Raw genomic sequence first — 17,680 nt, 5'->3', positions numbered from 1 at the left:
CAAAACTGCGCAAAAAGTCATTCCGGTAACAATGTCCTGCCCTTATCGGGAAAATGCCTGCTTGCTGATAAAAACCGTCAGGCCGCGTAAATAAAGCCCTGCAGGCCAATTCGATGATCAAAAAACAGCAAAGGCGCAAAGTTGGTCTTCTGATTGCATATGCTTGTATGTACAAGTAGATACAGGCTGAACACTCTGCCTTCTACCCAACTGAATCGGCCTGCTTCGCCAGGCTTTGCTCGCCCTTCACCGGGCTGGTTCGAATTGATCGCCGAGGATTTTTTTGTGACCGAGAATAATCAAGACCTGAAGCAGGACTGGACCCGCCATCGCGAAGGTGTCGTTCGGGCTGCACGCGGTACTCAATTGACCGCCAAGAGCTGGCTGACCGAAGCGCCGCTACGCATGTTGATGAACAACCTCGACCCTGAAGTCGCCGAAAACCCCAATGAGCTGGTGGTTTACGGTGGCATCGGCCGTGCCGCGCGCAACTGGGAGTGCTACGACAAGATCGTCGAGAGCCTGACTCAGCTCAACGATGATGAAACCCTGCTGGTGCAGTCCGGCAAGCCGGTCGGCGTGTTCAAGACCCACAGCAATGCCCCGCGCGTCCTGATCGCCAACTCCAACCTGGTGCCGCACTGGGCCAGTTGGGAGCACTTCAACGAACTGGATGCCAAGGGCCTGGCCATGTATGGCCAGATGACTGCAGGCAGCTGGATCTACATCGGCAGCCAGGGCATTGTGCAAGGCACCTACGAAACCTTCGTCGAAGCCGGTCGCCAGCACTATGACGGCAACCTCAAGGGCCGCTGGGTGCTGACCGCAGGCCTGGGTGGCATGGGTGGCGCACAGCCGCTGGCTGCGACATTGGCCGGGGCCTGCTCGCTGAACATCGAATGCCAGCAGAGCCGCATCGATTTCCGCATCAAGACCCGCTACGTCGACGAACAGGCCGCTGATCTCGACGACGCACTGGCGCGTATCGCCAAATACACGGCCGAAGGCAAAGCCATCTCCATCGCCCTGTGTGGCAACGCAGCGGAAATCCTGCCGGAAATGGTCCGTCGCGGTGTGCGCCCGGACATGGTCACCGACCAGACCAGCGCCCACGATCCGCTCAACGGCTACCTGCCCAAAGGCTGGACCTGGGACGAGTACCGTGCCCGTTCGGTGAGCGAGCCGGCCAGTGTGGTCAAGGCGGCCAAGCAGTCGATGGCCGAGCACGTCGAAGCCATGCTCGCCTTCCAGCAAGCCGGCATTCCGACCTTCGACTACGGTAACAATATTCGCCAGATGGCCAAGGAAGTCGGCGTCACCAATGCCTTCGATTTTCCGGGTTTCGTGCCCGCCTACATCCGTCCGCTGTTCTGCCGTGGCATCGGGCCGTTCCGCTGGGCCGCGCTGTCGGGTGATCCGCAGGACATCTACAAGACCGACGCCAAGGTCAAAGAGCTGATTCCGGACGACGAGCACCTGCACAACTGGCTGGACATGGCCCGCGAGCGCATCAGCTTCCAGGGCCTGCCGGCGCGTATCTGCTGGGTCGGGCTGGGTCAACGCGCCAAACTGGGTCTGGCCTTCAATGAAATGGTCCGCAGTGGCGAGTTGTCGGCACCGGTTGTGATCGGTCGCGACCACCTGGACTCCGGCTCGGTCGCCAGCCCCAACCGCGAAACCGAATCCATGCGCGACGGCTCCGATGCCGTCTCCGACTGGCCGCTGCTCAATGCCCTGCTCAATACCGCCAGCGGTGCGACCTGGGTCTCGCTGCACCACGGTGGCGGCGTCGGCATGGGCTTCTCGCAGCATTCCGGCATGGTGATCGTCTGCGACGGTACCGATGAGGCCGCCGAGCGTATCGCCCGCGTGCTGCACAATGACCCGGCCACCGGGGTGATGCGTCATGCCGATGCCGGTTACGAGATCGCTATCGACTGTGCCAGAGAGCAGGGCTTGAACCTGCCAATGATCGGGCGTTAACAACGTTGTCGGCCATCAGGCCGGCACACGTCGGGGACGGGCATGAGCATGCCCACGGGCCGGATGCCTACTTGAAGCTGCCGTCATCCCTCTAAGGCTTAGGAGCATCGACAATGAATATGAAAAAGGCCCTGTTGACCACTCTGGTATCCGCTGGCCTGCTCGCCAGCGCAGGCGCAAGTCAGGCTGCCGGCTGGTGCGAATCAGGCAAGCCGGTGAAATTCGCCGGTCTTAACTGGGAAAGCGCGATGCTGCTGACCGACATCCTGCAGGTGGTTCTGGACAAGGGTTACGGCTGCACCGTTGACGCCCTGCCCGGCAATTCCATCGCCATGGAAAACGCCTTGGGCACCAACGATATCCAGATCTTTGCCGAAGAATGGGTCGGTCGCAGCGAGGTCTGGAACAAGGCGGCCGCTGCCGGCAAGGTGGTCGGTGTCGGCGCACCGATCGTCGGCGCTGTGGAAGGCTGGTACGTGCCCCGCTACGTGATCGAAGGCGATCCCAAACGCAAGCTGGAAGCCAAGGCACCCAACCTGAAATCCATCAGCGATCTGGCCCAGTATTCAGCCGTGTTCAAGGATCAGGAAGAGCCTGGCAAGGGCCGTTTCTACAACTGCCCGGCCGGCTGGACCTGTGAGCTGGAAAACAGCGAAATGCTCAAGAGCTACGGCCTGGAAAGCAAATACACCAACTTCCGCCCGGGCACCGGCCCGGCGCTGGATGCGGCGATTCTCTCCAGCTACAAACGTGGCGAGCCGATCCTGACCTACTATTGGTCACCCACGCCGCTCATGGGTCAGGTAGACCTGGTGCGTCTGGAGGAGAAAGCCGGGGTCAACAAGACGATCGATATCAAGGTCGGCGTGTCCAAAGTGTTCCACGATGAGGCCCCTGAACTGGTCGCCATCCTGGAAAAGGTCAACCTGCCGATCGACCTGCTCAACCAGAACCTGGGGCGCATGGCCAAGGAACGCATCGAATCGCCGAAGCTGGCGAAGATTTTCCTGAAAGAGCACCCCGAAGTCTGGCACAAATGGGTCAGCGAAGACGCCGCGAAGAAGGTGGACGCTTCGTTGTAAACGACCGGGCTGTCGGACTGAACGGTTCGACAGCCCTGTCGTTGACCCGACACACCTCATTTGAGAGCCGCTTATGTTTCCTGAAAGCTTCACTTTCTCGATCGCCAACTGGGTCAACGATGGCGTCGACTCACTGGTCACGCAGTACGGCGATGTGTTCCGGCACATCTCCGACACCCTGCTATGGGCCATCGTCAATCTCGAAGGCCTGCTGCGCATGGCGCCATGGTGGCTGATGCTGATGATCGTCGGCGGTATTGCCTGGCACGCGACACGCAAGATCGTCACGACGCTGGTCATCGTCGGCCTGCTGTTTCTGGTCGGCGCGGTCGGGTTGTGGGACAAGCTGATGCAGACCCTGGCGCTGATGCTGGTCGCAACGATCATTGCGGTGCTGATCGGCATTCCGCTGGGCATCCTCTCGGCACGCAGCAATCGTCTGCGCTCGGTGCTGATGCCGCTGCTCGACATCATGCAGACCATGCCCAGCTTCGTGTACCTGATCCCGGTGCTGATGCTGTTCGGTCTGGGCAAGGTTCCGGCGATCTTCGCCACGGTGATTTACGCCGCGCCGCCCCTGATTCGTCTGACCGATCTGGGCATCCGTCAGGTGGATGGTGAGGTGATGGAAGCCATCAACGCGTTCGGCGCCAACCGCTGGCAGCAACTGTTCGGTGTGCAACTGCCGCTGGCGATGCCGAGCATCATGGCAGGGATCAACCAGACCACCATGATGGCGCTGTCGATGGTGGTGATTGCCTCGATGATCGGCGCACGCGGGCTTGGCGAAGACGTACTGGTGGGCATTCAGACCCTCAACGTCGGACGCGGGCTGGAAGCGGGCCTGGCCATTGTCATTCTGGCGGTCGTCATCGACCGTATCACGCAGGCCTATGGCCGCCCACGGCATGAGGCGCACAAATGAGCAGCGTGGAACCGAACAAAATCGTCGTCAAAAACGTATTCAAGATCTTCGGCAACCGCTCGAAGGAAGCACTGCAGCTGATCAGGCAAAACCAGAGCAAGGATCAGGTGCTGGCCCAGACCGGCTGCGTGGTCGGGGTCAACGACTTGTCGCTGTCGATCGGCAGCGGCGAAATCTTCGTCATCATGGGTCTGTCCGGCTCGGGAAAATCGACGCTGGTGCGTCACTTCAACCGGCTGATTGACCCCACCAGCGGCGAGATCCTGGTCGATGGCGAAGACATCCTGCGTTATGACATGGAAGCCTTGCGCCAATTCCGCCGGCACAAGATCAGCATGGTATTCCAGAGTTTCGGCCTGCTGCCGCACAAGACCGTGCTCGCCAACGTGGCCTACGGCCTGACCGTGCGTGGCGAGAGCAAGGCGCTGTGTCAGGAACGCGCGCAGCACTGGATCACCACCGTAGGCCTCAAGGGCTACGAAAACAAATACCCGCACCAGCTTTCCGGCGGCATGCGTCAGCGTGTAGGTCTGGCCCGCGCACTGGCGGCCGACACCGACATCATTCTGATGGACGAAGCATTCAGCGCCCTCGACCCGCTGATCCGCGCCGAGATGCAGGACCAGTTGCTGGAGCTGCAGGCCAGCCTGCACAAGACCATCGTGTTCATTACCCACGATCTGGACGAGGCCGTGCGCATCGGCAATCGCATCGCGATCCTCAAGGACGGACGATTGATTCAGGTCGGCACGCCGAAAGAAATCCTCCACTCGCCCGCCGACGATTACGTGGATCGTTTCGTTCAGCGCCGCGTAGCCACCCTTTAAGGACCGTTGCAGATGTCGCGAGCAGAACAGATCGTCATCGGTGAAGCACCTGCGGGCTGGCAGGACGTGGTCGCCGTGGCCCGACATGGCGCAAAACTGGCCCTGTCGGACGCCGCCTGGGCACGGATCGACAACGCTCAAGCCATCGTGCAGCGCATCGTCGTCAGCGGCGAGCGCGCCTATGGCGTGAACACCGGGCTCGGCGCGCTGTGCAATGTGTCACTGCAAGGCGAGCAGCTCAGTCGCCTGTCGCGCAATACCCTGCTCAGCCATGCCTGCGGCGTCGGTGCGCCACTGGCCGACGAGCAGACCCGGGCAATCATCTGTGCCGCGATTCTCAACTACAGCCAGGGCAAGTCGGGCATTCACCGGCAAGTGGTCGAAGCGCTGCTGGCCCTGCTCAACCGGGGCATCACACCGCAAGTACCGGCGCAGGGCTCGGTGGGTTACCTGACGCACATGGCGCACGTCGGTGTCGCGTTGCTGGGTATCGGCCAAGTCAGCTATCGCGGGCAGATCGTCCCGGCTGAGCAGGCCTTGAACGAAGAAGGTCTGGTTCCGGTAGTCCTCGGTGCCAAGGACGGTTTGTGTCTGGTCAACGGTACACCGTGCATGACCGGTCTGAGCTGTCTGGCCATTGCCGATGCCGAGCGCCTGAGCCAATGGGCCGACGTGATCGGCGCGATGAGCTTCGAAGCCCTGCGCGGCCAACTGGACGCGTTCGACGCAAGCATTCTCGCCCTCAAGCCACATCCGGGCATGCAGCAGGTGGGCAAGAACCTGCGCATGTTGTTGGCGGGCAGCGACGTGCTCGCCAGCAGCGAAGGCATTCGTACGCAGGATGCGCTGAGTATTCGTTCGATTCCCCAGGTGCATGGCGCCACCCGCGACCAACTGGCTCACGCCACTCGCCAGGTCGAGATCGAGCTCAATTCAGTCACCGATAATCCGCTGCTGCTCGGCACGCCCGAGGCTTTCCGAGTGGTGTCCCAGGCCAATCCACACGGCCAGTCGGTGGCCATGGCGGCAGACCTGCTGTGCATGGCGATGGCCGAGCTGGGCTCGATTGCCGAACGACGCCTGGATCGCCTGATCAACCCGATGGTCAGCGGCCTGCCGGCGTTTCTGGTCACCCAGCCGGGCGTCAACTCGGGAATGATGATCGTCCAGTACGTCGCCGCTTCGCTGTGCGCGGAAAACCGCCAGATGGCGCAACCGGCCGTGGTCGACAATTACGTGACCTCCGGTCTGCAGGAAGATCACCTGAGCCTGGGCACCAGCGCTGCGCTCAAGCTGCACAAGGTGCTGGGCAATACCACGCAGATTCTGGCCATCGAGTATTTGCTTGCGGCCCAGGCATTCGAATTTCTCAAGACACAGGGTTTTGGCGTGGGCACCGGTGCCGCGTGGCGACTGCTGCGTGAGCGCATTCCGGCCTATGACGAAGACCGCTGGCTGGCCCCGGACATCGCCAGCAGCGCGGCCCTGATCAAAGACGAAACGTCGCTGGAAAGGGTTTTCCAGCACTGCCGTGACAACTCGGCAGACTTATAAAAACAGTGCACGGCCACAAGCCGTCGCTGACATCCATCAAGGAGTAGCAGCATCGTGACCACCTTATCTGCCAAGACGCTGAACCTGAACCCCGGCCAACTGACCCTGGCGCAACTGCGCGGCATTTATCTGCAACCGGTCAGCCTGACGCTGGACAGCAGCGCAGACCGCCAGATCGACGACAGCGTCGCCTGTGTCGAACGCATTCTGGCCGAGAACCGCACCGCCTACGGCATCAACACCGGCTTCGGCCTGCTCGCTTCGACGCGGATTGCCAGCGAAGACTTGGAAAACCTTCAGCGTTCGCTGGTGCTGTCGCATGCGGCCGGTGTCGGTCAGCCGATCAGCGATGAGCTGGTGCGTCTGATCATGGTGCTCAAGGTCAACAGTCTGAGCCGTGGCTTCTCGGGCATTCGGCGAGTGGTCATCGACGCCTTGATTGCGCTGATCAACGCCGAGGTCTACCCGCATATTCCGCTCAAGGGCTCGGTCGGTGCTTCCGGCGACCTGGCGCCGCTGGCGCACATGTCGCTGGTGCTGCTGGGCGAAGGCAAGGCGCGCTACAAGGGCGAATGGCTCAACGGCGTCGATGCGCTGGCGGCTGCGGGGCTGCAACCGCTGACCCTGGCGGCCAAGGAAGGGCTGGCACTGCTCAACGGCACGCAAGTGTCTACCGCGTACGCATTGCGCGGCCTGTTCGAGGGCGAAGACCTGTTCGCCGCGGCCCTGACCTGCGGCTCGCTGACGGTTGAGGCGGTACTCGGCTCGCGCTCGCCCTTCGACGCGCGCATTCATGCTGCACGCGGCCAGCGCGGGCAAATCGACGCCGCAGCCTGCTACCGTGACCTGCTGGGCGAAAGCAGCGGCGTGTCCGAGTCGCACCGCAACTGCGACAAGGTTCAGGACCCCTACTCGTTGCGCTGCCAGCCGCAGGTCATGGGCGCATGCCTGACCCAGTTGCGCCAGGTCGCCGAGGTGCTGGAAATCGAAGCCAACGCGGTGTCCGACAACCCGCTGGTGTTCGCCGCCGAGAACGACGTCATATCCGGTGGCAATTTTCACGCCGAGCCGGTCGCCATGGCAGCGGACAACCTCGCGCTGGCCATCGCCGAGATCGGCTCGCTCAGCGAACGGCGCATTTCGCTGATGATGGACAAGCACATGTCGCAGTTGCCGCCCTTCCTGGTGGCCAACGGCGGCGTCAATTCCGGGTTCATGATCGCGCAGGTGACTGCCGCCGCACTGGCCAGTGAAAACAAGGCATTGGCCCATCCGCACAGTGTCGACAGCCTGCCGACGTCGGCCAATCAGGAAGACCATGTGTCGATGGCCCCGGCCGCCGGCAAGCGCTTATGGGAAATGGCAGAAAACGTTCGCGGGATTCTTGCCGTAGAATGGTTGGCTGCCTGCCAGGGTCTGGACTTGCGTGGGGGTCTGAAAACCTCTCCGAAGCTGGAGCAAGCCCGCAGCCTGTTGCGCAGCAAGGTCCCGTTCTATGAAAAGGACCGCTTTTTTGCACCGGACATCGAAGCTGCCAGTCAGCTGTTGTCCTCCACTTGCCTGAACCCGCTGGTTCCTGCACGTCTGCTACCCAGTCTGTGATGCACCGCGAGCCTGGCAGGGCTCGCTTTGGTCATTGCTGCGGGAAGCCGGATGCAGGCGTTCTCGCAGCTATTGCCATACCTGTAATGAAATGGACCTGAAATGACGTCACAAGATGGTTTGAAACGCGGGTTATCCGCCCGCCACATCCGCTTCATGGCCCTGGGCTCTGCCATCGGCACAGGGTTGTTCTACGGCTCGGCCTCGGCGATTCAACAGGCCGGTCCCGCCGTGCTGCTGGCGTACCTGATTGGCGGCGCGGCGGTGTACATGGTGATGCGCGCACTTGGCGAGATGGCCGTTCACGACCCGGTGTCCGGTTCGTTCAGCCATTACGCCACGCGTTACATGGGCCCGCTGGCCGGCTTCGTGCTCGGCTGGACCTACGCGTTCGAGATGATCATCGTCTGCCTGGCCGACGTGACTGCATTCGGCATCTACATGGGCTTCTGGTTTCCGGAAGTGCCACGCTGGATCTGGGTGCTGGGCATCGTCTTTCTGATCGGCGCGCTCAACCTGTGCAATGTGAAAGTCTTTGGTGAAACCGAGTTCTGGCTGTCGATCCTCAAGGTCAGCGCCATCGTGGCGATGATCGTCGCAGGCTTTGGCATCATGATCTTTGGTATCGGCAGCGCGACCAGCGGCACCGAAATCGGCATCAGCAACCTGTGGGCGCATGGCGGCTTCATGCCCAACGGCGTCACCGGCCTGATCGCCTCGTTCGCGGTAGTGATGTTTGCCTTCGGCGGCATCGAAATCATCGGCATTACCGCAGGCGAAGCGAAGGACCCGCAACGCAGCCTGCCGCAGGCGATCAATGCCGTACCGCTGCGCATTCTGCTGTTCTACGTGCTGACACTGTTTGTGCTGATGTGCATTTACCCCTGGCCGCAGATCGGCACACAGGGCAGCCCGTTCGTGCAGATTTTCGACAACCTGGGTATCGCTTCGGCGGCGACCATCCTCAACATCGTGGTGATCTCGGCGGCGGTGTCGGCGATCAACAGCGACATCTTCGGCGCAGGCCGCATGATGTATGGCCTGGCCCGTGAAGGTCAGGCGCCCGCCAGTTTTGCCCGCGTGTCACGCCATGGCGTGCCGTGGATGACCGTGCTGGTCATGGGCATCGCGCTGCTGGGCGGCGTGCTGCTCAACTACCTGATCCCCAAGGATGTGTTTCTGCTGATCGCTTCGCTGGCCACCTTCGCCACCGTGTGGGTCTGGCTGATGATTCTGCTGACGCAGGTCGCCATGCGCCGCTCGATGAACCGCGAGGAAGCGGCACAGCTGAAATTCGCCGTGCCGTTCTGGCCTTACGGGCCTGCGGCCGCCATCGCCTTCATGCTGTTCATCTTCGGCGTGCTGGGCTACTTCCCGGACAACCGTGCAGCCTTGATCGTCGGCGCAATCTGGATCGTGCTGCTGCTCATCGCCTACGGTGTGTGGGTCAAGCCCAAGGCGCTCAACCACACTCACTGATCAACGAGGTCTGGAATGAAAACGCTCTGGAAAAACTGTCACATCGCAAGCATGGCACACGGCAAATACTCGATCATCGAGGATGCCGCCATCGTGACCTCCGGAGCGCTCATCGAGTGGATCGGGCCTCAGGCCGAGCTGGCCGAGCCGGAACATGACAACTGCATCGATCTGAACGGTGCCTGGGTCACGCCCGGCCTTATCGACTGTCACACCCATACCGTGTTCGGCGGCAACCGCAGCGGCGAGTTCGAACAGCGTTTGCAGGGTGTGAGCTACGCCGAGATCGCCGCAGCGGGCGGTGGTATTGCCAGCACGGTGCGTGCGACTCGCGCCGCCAGTGAGGATGAGCTGTACGCCAGTGCCGAGCGTCGCTTGCGGCACTTGCTCAAGGACGGCGTCACGACCGTCGAGATGAAGTCGGGCTACGGGCTGGACCTGGAAAACGAGCGCAAGATCCTGCGGGTGATTCGTCGCCTTGGCAACACCCAGCCAGTCACCGTGCGTGCCACCTGCCTGGCCGCCCATGCACTGCCACCGGAATACACCGATCGCGCCGACGATTACATCAACCATATCTGCAACGACATGCTCCCGGCGCTGGCAGCCGAAGGGCTGGTCGATGCGGTGGATGCTTTCTGTGAATACCTGGCGTTTTCGCCCGCGCAGGTCGAGCAGGTGTTCATCACCGCAGGGCAGTTGGCATTGCCGGTCAAACTGCATGCCGAGCAGCTGTCGTCATTGGGCGGATCGAGCCTGGCAGCGCGCTACAAGGCGCTGTCTGCGGATCATCTGGAATTCATGACCGAAGACGACGCCATCGCCATGGCGGCTGCCGGAACCGTCGCGGTGCTGCTGCCGGGCGCATTTTACTTCCTGCGTGAAACACAATTGCCGCCGATGGACGCGCTGCGCAAGCACGGCGTGCCGATTGCGATTTCCACCGACCTCAACCCTGGCACCTCGCCGGGCCTGTCATTGCGCCTGATGCTGAATATGGCCTGCACGCTGTTTCGCATGACGCCCGAAGAAGCACTGGCGGGGGTGACGTTCAATGCCGCCAAAGCGTTGGGCATGAGCGCGACCCACGGCTCGCTGGAGGCCGGCAAGGTCGCGGATTTCGTCGCCTGGAACATCGAACGACCAGCTGATCTGGCCTACTGGCTAGGCGGCGATCTGGACAAACGTATCGTGCGCCACGGCGTCGAATCATCGATCTGAAGGAGAGCCCTGTGGATAACGTTCTGACATTCAAACGTGGCCGGATCCCGCTGCTGATCAGCATGCCGCATGCCGGTCTGAAACTGACCCCGGTGGTCGAAGCCGCGCTGGTGGACGAAGCCTTGAGCCTGCCGGACACCGACTGGCATATTCCGCGTCTGTATGACTTCGCCGCTGAATTGGGCGCCAGCACCCTGGCCGCCGAGTACTCGCGTTTTGTCATCGACCTCAATCGACCCTCCGACGATAAGCCGATGTACGTCGGCGCGACCACCGGGCTGTTTCCGTCGATCCTGTTCGATGGCGTGCCACTGTTCAAGGACGGCCAGACGCCCAGCGCCGAGGAGCGGGCGCGGTATCTGGAGCAGATCTGGACGCCCTACCACCAGACACTGGAGCAGGAACTGCAGCGCATGCGTGACGAGTTCGGCTACGCACTGCTGTTCGACGCCCACTCGATTCGCGGCCACATCCCGCACCTGTTCGACGGCCGTCTGCCGGACTTCAACCTGGGCACCTTCAATGGCGCGAGCTGCGACCCGGAGCTGGCCAGCCGAATGGAGCAGGTCTGCGCAGCGGCGAAAGACTACAGCCATGTATTGAACGGGCGCTTCAAGGGCGGCCACATCACTCGCCACTATGGCAACCCCGCCAACAACATCCATGCCGTACAGCTGGAGCTGGCGCAAAGCACCTATATGGATGAGTTCGTGCCCTTCCACTATCGCCCGGACCTGGCCGAACCGACCCGCGCCGTGCTCAAGCCACTGCTGGAAACCTTCATCGCCTGGGGGCAGGAGCACTTTGGCTGACAACGTCGGACGCAGAGCGTGGGAGCGATGGCCGATAGCAACACCGATTATCGTTCCCGCGCTCCGCGTGGGAATGCCGTTCCGGACGCTCCGCGTCCGCTCCTCAAAGCTCCAGACCGATCACTTCTTGAGCAACCGCAAGCCGTTGAACACCACCAGCAAGCTCACGCCCATGTCGGCAAACACCGCCATCCACATGGTCGCCAGGCCTGCGAAGGTGATGCCGATGAACAGCACCTTGGTCACGATGGCCAACACGATATTCTGTTTCAGCACCGCCGAGGTCCGGCGTGAAAGCGCAATGAACGTTGGTATCTTGCGCAGATCATCGTCCATCAGGGCGACATCTGCCGTCTCGATGGCAGTATCGGTGCCTGCAGCGGCCATCGCGAAACCGATCTCCGCACGGGCCAGCGCCGGGGCATCGTTGATACCGTCGCCCACCATGCCTACCCGGTGATTGCGGCTGTAAAGCGCCTCGATAGCACTGAGCTTGTCGGCAGGCAGCAGATTACCCTGCGCCTCGTCGATGCCGACCTGATCGGCAATCGCCTTGGCCGTGTGCGGGTTATCACCGGTCAGCATGACCGTCTTGATGCCCAGCTCGTGCAACTGAGCAATGGCTTCGCGGCTGGTCTCCTTCACCGTATCGGCGACGGCAAACAGCGCGATCGGGCCAGACGCATCAAGCAACAGCACCACGGTCTTGCCCTGCATCTCCAGCGCATCGAGCCTGGCTTCCAGCTCTGGCGAACACAGGCCCAGTTCTTCCACCAGACGATGGTTGCCCAGGTGATACATCTGGCCGTTGATCTCGCCCTTCACTCCGCGCCCACCCAACGCCTCGAACGCACTGACTTCATGCAGGGTCAGGCTGCCATCGGCGGCCTTGGCAATCGCCTGGGAAACCGGGTGATCTGAACGACCGGCGAGACTCGCGGCAATCGCCGGCGCGCTATCGAAGACAGCAGGGTTCAAAGGCACATAATCAGTCTGCACCGGCTTGCCGTGGGTCAGCGTGCCGGTTTTATCCAGCGCCAGGTAATCGAGCTTTTCACCCATTTCCAGATAAACGCCACCCTTGATCAGAATCCCCTTGCGCGCCGCTGCTGCCAGACCGCTGACTATGGTTACCGGCGTGGAAATCACCAGCGCACATGGGCAGGCCACCACCAGCAGCACCAGCGCCCGGTAGATCCAGTCATACCATTCGCCACCGAAGAACAGCGGCGCGACCAACGCCAGTGCCAACGCAACGACGAACACCACCGGCGTGTAGATACGCGAAAAGCTGTCGACAAAGCGCTGGGTCGGCGCACGCGAACCCTGAGCCGCTTCCACCGCATGAATGATGCGCGCCAGCGTCGAGTTATTCGCGGCGGCGGTGACTCGATACTCCAGCGAACCGGCCTGGTTGATGGTGCCCGCGAAAACCTTGTCGCCGACAGTCTTCTCCACCGGCAGACTTTCACCGGTGATCGATGCCTGATCAATTGTCGAGCTACCGGACACAACCTCGCCATCAAGCCCGACACGCTCGCCAGGCTTGATCCTGACGATAGCCTCCAGTTCGACGTTTTTGGCTTCGACTTCCTGCCAGTTGCCATCCTCCTGTTTGACGGTGGCAAGCTCAGGCGTCAGTTGCATCAGGCCACTGATTGCATTACGCGCACGATCCAGCGACTTGGCTTCGATCAGCTCGGCAATGGTGAACAGGAACATCACCATCGCCGCTTCCGGCCACTGACCGATCAGAATCGCGCCGGTCACCGCGATGCTCATCAGCGCATTGATGTTCAGGTTGAAGTTCTTGAGTGCAATCCAACCCTTCTTGTAAGTCGTCAGCCCGCAACTGAAGATCGACACCAGCGCTAGCAGCGCGACGACCCAGGTCGGACCGAGCGAAGCAAAATGGACCACTTCTGCGCCCAGCGCCGCAACGCCGGACAATGCCAGCGGCCACCAGTGTTTTTTCACCACCGGCGCCGGCTCGGCAGACGCTGCACCTTCCTCGACCGGCTCGGCCTGCATGCCCAACGAGCTGATAGCATCACGAATCGGGTCGGTGGACGGCAGGTCGTGCCAGACGCCCAACATGCGGTTGATCAGGTTGAATTCCAGCTTCTGCACACCGGCCAGCTTGCCCAGTTTGTTCTGGATCAGCGTCTGCTCGGTGGGGCAATCCATCGCCTCGATACGGAAGCTGCTCAGACGACCACCTGCTGCAGGCGCTTCGCTGAAGGTCACTACAGCAGGCTGCGCATCGCTGGAGCAGCACGAATGCGCATGCTCCACGGGCTTTTGCTCGTGTGCGTGCTGGCCGTGATCATGGTCATGGTCATGATCGTGGTCATGTGCGGGGGAATTCTTGATCGTCGTGCCCATTCGTTGTGGCTCCAGGATTCTGCTTGTTGCCAAGTGAACACCCTGTAGCCACTATAGGGTCAAGCACTCAAACGAGATGAGTCCAAATGAAAATCGGCGAACTGGCAAAGCTGACCGACACCCAGGTCGAAACCATCCGCTATTACGAACGCGAAGGCCTGCTGCCCGCCCCCGCGCGCAGTGACGGTAATTACCGGCTGTATACCCAGGCGCACATGGAGCGCCTGTCGTTCATCCGCAATTGCCGCAGCCTGGACATGACCCTCGAAGAAATCCGCAACCTGCTCAACCTGCGCGACAGCCCTCAGGACCAGTGCGAAAACGTCAACGCCCTGATCGACGAGCACATCGAACACGTCAATGCCCGCGTCGCGAGCCTGCAGGCGCTCCAGGAACAACTGCTCGACCTGCGCCGCCGCTGCAGCGATGGCACCACAGAACATTGCGCGATACTGGAAAGGCTGGAAGTGACGGGGGCTGTGGCAGCGCCCGAGGGCGAGCCTTCACATGTGGGGAGGAGTCATGGGCATTGAGACGGGTTTGAAATTCCCGGTTCAGCGCTGCGCAGCCTGCACCACCGCCACAAGCTCAGTGATCGCCTTGACTAGCTGATCTTTGGCGGCTTTCTCTTTCGCTGTCTCTTCACCCGCCCGCTCATAATCAGCGCGCTTGAATGCTTCACGCACCTCATCACTGAAGATGCTGATCGAGACGATATTTTCCTGCCGAAAACCAATAGGCCTGAGCGGTGTATCACTCGGGTAATCGGTCGTGTAGACCACTTTAAGGGTGTCCTTGTCCCGATAGCCACTGACGGTCGGGATGAGCAAAATTTCCTGATTGACACCCGTCACTTCGGTGGGGGCTCCGACGTCCATGATGTAACCGACGTAGACCTTTCGATCCACCATCGTGATCATCACTTCTTCCTTGTCGACAAATGCATCGAAAAGCGTCGAGCAGATAGGACTATGCTCTACAGACTCGCCCAACAGATAGGCCGCAATTTCTTCTTCTTTACTGGCCTTCAGTTGCCACTTGAGAATCTTGACAGTAAAAAAAGCGCCCAAGCCTGGCATCGCCAATGTAAGTAATCCCGAAAGGGCAAGGAACACGCCCACCTGACTGAAATTTTTGCCAGAGATGTCGAAATCCTGCCCCATTTGACCTAAAGCGCCCATGAAATCGGTGTTCACGGCAAAACAGACTGGCGAGGCCGCGTCATTGGTTTGGGCCCACTTGGGGCAAAACACACCCCAGTCATGCGAGAACAGACCTGCAAGGGCTGCGGTGACAAACATGGCCGCTAGAAAGCAGTAGATACCATACCGCCCCACCTGCAAGTACAGCATCTGGCCTTCATAGCGATGCAACCTGCAGTAAATGGTGGGATCTTTCAGGCACACCAAAAAGCCACTGACGAGTAATGGCAGCAGAAGTAAAAAAGCCATTTATCAGGATTCGGCTTGCGGAGTGACCAGTTTTTTAGCCTTATCGCGGGAGGAGCGAACCAAGCCTTCGATTTCTTTGGCGTCCATGGACATGCGACCACCCCTCACCACGAGGGTGTCGATGTTCTTGATTGCCTGCATGAAGGCTTCATCTTCAGCCTTCTTCGTATCGCTACGATGTCCAATCCGATTGAAAAACATAGTCGATTCCATTGAACAGGGTCAGGGGACTTACGCCAAAACTATAGCACAGCGCTAAATTCGCTCACTTAAGGACTCAAACCGCCATCGGCGCCGTCATTGCCGGGTGGTGCTGATAGCCTTCCAGTGAGAAGTCCGAAGGCTCGATCAGCTCCAGCCATTCAGGCTGGTACACACCGGTCTTGGCGAATTCCGGCACGCGGTCGGAGATCACCAGTTTCGGCATCGGGTACGGCTCTCGGGTCATCTGCTCGTTGAGCATGTCCAGGTGGTTTTCGTACACGTGGGCATCGCCGATGAAGTAGGTGAACCAGCGCGGCGTGTAGCCGGTCAGGCGGCCGATCAGGCTCAGCAGCGCGGCGCCTTCGGTCAGGTTGAACGGCGTGCCGAGGCCCAGATCGTTGGAGCGGATGTACAGCGTCAGCGAGATTTCGCGGGTCTGCGGGTTCGGGTGCAGCTGGTACAGCAGGTGGCACGGCGGCAGGGCCATTTCATCGAGCTGTGCGCAGTTCCAGCCGTGGAACAGGATCCGGCGGCTGCCTGGATCGTTGATGATGGTGTCGACGCACTGGCGAATCTGGTCGATGGCCTTGTACAGGACTACGAAAGACTGGCCGTCTTCTTCGGATTCGGCAATCTGACGATACCCCTGGCCCAGCGCCAGCTCGATGGCCGCGACATTGCCGGCATCGATACGCTTGTAGGCAGGCCACTTGCGCCATTGCACGCCGTAGATTTCGCCCAGGTCGTCCTCGCCCTTGCGGAACGGGTTGTTCAGCCACTGAGCGTTTTCGTTGGCGTTCTGGTCCCAGACCTTGCAGCCCAGCTCGCGAAATTCGGCGGCATTGTTTACGCCACGCAGAAAGCCGACCATCTCGCCGATAGCCGATTTGAAGGCCATGCGCCGTGTAGTGATAGCCGGAAAACCTTCCTGCAAGTCATAACGCAGCATCGCACCCGGAAAGCTGATGGTGTTCACGCCGGTACGGTTGGCTTGCAAGGTCCCGTGCTTGATCACATGAGCGACCAGTTCCAGATATTGCTTCATAAATCACCTGCATTGTTGAACGCGCCGGGCGCTGTCACCCGGCGTTTCGGTATTAAGCCGCTGCTTTACTGGCGGACGGGTCGCGCTTGTAGGCCAGCCAGATCAGGAACAGGCCGGCGATGATCATCGGCAGGCTGAGGATCTGACCCATGGTCACCCAGCCCCACGCCAGATAACCCAACTGGGCGTCAGGGACGCGAACGAACTCGACCACAAAGCGGAAGATCCCGTAGAACAGCGCAAACATGCCGGAAACGGCCATGGTCGGACGCGGCTTGCGGGCGTACAGATTGAGGATGATGAACAGCGCAACGCCTTCCAGCGCGAACTGATACAGCTGCGAAGGGTGGCGCGCCAGTTGCGCAGGGTCGCTGAACGGCGGGAAGACCATGGCCCACGGCACATCGGTCGGCTTGCCCCACAGCTCGGCATTGATGAAGTTGCCGATGCGCCCGGCACCCAGGCCGATCGGCACCAGCGGGGCAACGAAGTCCATCAGCTGGAAGAAGCTTTTGCCGTTGCGCTTGCCAAACCACCAGGCCGCGATCATCACGCCGACAAAGCCGCCGTGGAACGCCATGCCACCCTTCCAGACCTCGAAGATCAGCAACGGATTGGCGATGTAGGCCGACAGATCGTAGAACAGCACGTAGCCCAGCCGCCCACCGACAATCACGCCCATGGCCAGCCAGAAAATCAGGTCGGAGAGTTTTTCCTTGGTCCAGGTCGGGTCGAACTTGTTCAGGCGACGCGACGCAAGCAGCCAGGCACCACCGATACCGACCAGGTACATCAAACCGTACCAGTGAATTTGCAGCGGGCCGATAGCGACGGCTACCGGGTCAATCTGCGGGTAAGGCAGCATTGCGACTCCTCAATTGGAACGCCCTTGCGAGCGACTGAATCAGGCGCGCATGTTACCGGAGCCCGGCAGGATGCTCTAGCGGCGACCGATGGAAGCCGCCTGAACGAAGTGAAAAAAGATGCGCCTGATGTGTCCAGCCGTAAGGTCTGGAGTGTGCGACGTGGTTATCGCTACCACGCTCCGCGTGGTAGCGCCGTTCTGGACGCTCTGCGTCCGGTCTTGAAACAGGCGTGTGTGTGTGTGTG

15 protein-coding genes are annotated in these 17,680 nt (G+C 60.8%); 10 read left to right on the top strand and 5 right to left on the bottom strand.

Going from position 1 to position 17,680, the window contains the following annotated elements; translation table 11 throughout:
* Positions 1 to 285 precede the first annotated feature (285 nt).
* From hutU to hutG, 9 genes are all read left to right on the top strand, one after another.
* Positions 286 to 1,983 (top strand): urocanate hydratase, encoded by a 1,698-nt coding sequence (gene hutU, locus JOE33_RS15570; protein ID WP_032614315.1) that lies wholly within the window; start codon positions 286 to 288, stop codon positions 1,981 to 1,983.
* Between the two features lie 113 nt (positions 1,984 to 2,096).
* Positions 2,097 to 3,065, top strand: coding sequence for an ABC transporter substrate-binding protein (locus tag JOE33_RS15565; protein ID WP_010435922.1), 969 nt, complete (start codon positions 2,097 to 2,099; stop codon positions 3,063 to 3,065).
* A gap of 73 nt (positions 3,066 to 3,138) precedes the next feature.
* A complete protein-coding gene (locus JOE33_RS15560) occupies positions 3,139 to 3,990 on the top strand; it encodes a proline/glycine betaine ABC transporter permease (protein WP_003343849.1) in 852 nt (283 codons plus the stop codon).
* Positions 3,987 to 4,817, top strand: coding sequence for a glycine betaine/L-proline ABC transporter ATP-binding protein (locus JOE33_RS15555; protein ID WP_096103440.1), 831 nt, complete (start codon positions 3,987 to 3,989; stop codon positions 4,815 to 4,817). The genes JOE33_RS15560 and JOE33_RS15555 overlap by 4 nt, the downstream gene beginning before the upstream one ends.
* A gap of 12 nt (positions 4,818 to 4,829) precedes the next feature.
* Positions 4,830 to 6,371 carry a histidine ammonia-lyase gene (gene hutH / locus JOE33_RS15550; RefSeq protein WP_187625292.1) on the top strand — a complete coding sequence of 514 codons (1,542 nt, stop codon included), beginning with the start codon at positions 4,830 to 4,832 and terminating at the stop codon, positions 6,369 to 6,371.
* A gap of 54 nt (positions 6,372 to 6,425) precedes the next feature.
* Positions 6,426 to 7,973, top strand: a complete 1,548-nt coding sequence (gene hutH / locus JOE33_RS15545; RefSeq protein ID WP_122695093.1) for a histidine ammonia-lyase — start codon at positions 6,426 to 6,428, stop codon at positions 7,971 to 7,973.
* A 102-nt stretch (positions 7,974 to 8,075) separates the two neighbouring features.
* The gene (locus tag JOE33_RS15540; RefSeq protein WP_054994409.1) at positions 8,076 to 9,452 is read left to right on the top strand and encodes an amino acid permease; all 1,377 of its coding nucleotides are present in this window, start codon (positions 8,076 to 8,078) and stop codon (positions 9,450 to 9,452) included.
* A 15-nt stretch (positions 9,453 to 9,467) separates the two neighbouring features.
* Positions 9,468 to 10,673, top strand: a complete 1,206-nt coding sequence (gene hutI, locus JOE33_RS15535) for an imidazolonepropionase (RefSeq protein ID WP_096125550.1) — start codon at positions 9,468 to 9,470, stop codon at positions 10,671 to 10,673.
* Positions 10,674 to 10,684: 11 nt separating this feature from the next.
* Positions 10,685 to 11,485, top strand: a complete 801-nt coding sequence (gene hutG, locus JOE33_RS15530) for an N-formylglutamate deformylase (RefSeq protein WP_122695094.1) — start codon at positions 10,685 to 10,687, stop codon at positions 11,483 to 11,485.
* 120 nt (positions 11,486 to 11,605) lie between these two features.
* On the opposite strand, the gene JOE33_RS15525 is transcribed toward hutG, so the two are convergent.
* Positions 11,606 to 13,870: a heavy metal translocating P-type ATPase gene (locus tag JOE33_RS15525; protein ID WP_122695095.1), complete on the bottom strand. Its 2,265-nt coding sequence runs from the start codon at positions 13,868 to 13,870 to the stop codon at positions 11,606 to 11,608.
* Between the two features lie 86 nt (positions 13,871 to 13,956).
* Between JOE33_RS15525 and cadR the strand changes: the two genes are divergently transcribed.
* The gene (gene cadR, locus JOE33_RS15520) at positions 13,957 to 14,403 is read left to right on the top strand and encodes a Cd(II)/Pb(II)-responsive transcriptional regulator (RefSeq protein ID WP_010434512.1); all 447 of its coding nucleotides are present in this window, start codon (positions 13,957 to 13,959) and stop codon (positions 14,401 to 14,403) included.
* Positions 14,404 to 14,424: 21 nt separating this feature from the next.
* Here the strand turns inward: cadR and JOE33_RS15515 are convergent, their stop codons facing one another.
* The 4 genes from JOE33_RS15515 to lgt all read right to left on the bottom strand — a co-directional run bounded on the left by JOE33_RS15515 (position 14,425) and on the right by lgt (position 17,435).
* Positions 14,425 to 15,321, bottom strand: a complete 897-nt coding sequence (locus tag JOE33_RS15515; protein ID WP_032614301.1) for a hypothetical protein — start codon at positions 15,319 to 15,321, stop codon at positions 14,425 to 14,427.
* A 3-nt stretch (positions 15,322 to 15,324) separates the two neighbouring features.
* A complete protein-coding gene (locus tag JOE33_RS15510; protein WP_010434507.1) occupies positions 15,325 to 15,522 on the bottom strand; it encodes a hypothetical protein in 198 nt (65 codons plus the stop codon).
* Positions 15,523 to 15,598: 76 nt separating this feature from the next.
* A complete protein-coding gene (locus JOE33_RS15505; protein ID WP_003405274.1) occupies positions 15,599 to 16,570 on the bottom strand; it encodes a thymidylate synthase in 972 nt (323 codons plus the stop codon).
* A gap of 52 nt (positions 16,571 to 16,622) precedes the next feature.
* Positions 16,623 to 17,435 carry a prolipoprotein diacylglyceryl transferase gene (gene lgt / locus JOE33_RS15500; protein ID WP_010434503.1) on the bottom strand — a complete coding sequence of 271 codons (813 nt, stop codon included), beginning with the start codon at positions 17,433 to 17,435 and terminating at the stop codon, positions 16,623 to 16,625.
* Positions 17,436 to 17,680: the final 245 nt, after the last annotated feature.

The organism is Pseudomonas sp. PvP027, from assembly GCF_017833005.1.
GTDB classification, from domain to species: domain Bacteria; phylum Pseudomonadota; class Gammaproteobacteria; order Pseudomonadales; family Pseudomonadaceae; genus Aquipseudomonas; species Aquipseudomonas congelans.
The sequence above is the reverse complement of the archived record's forward strand: the minus strand, read 5'-3'. Positions and strand labels throughout refer to the sequence as shown.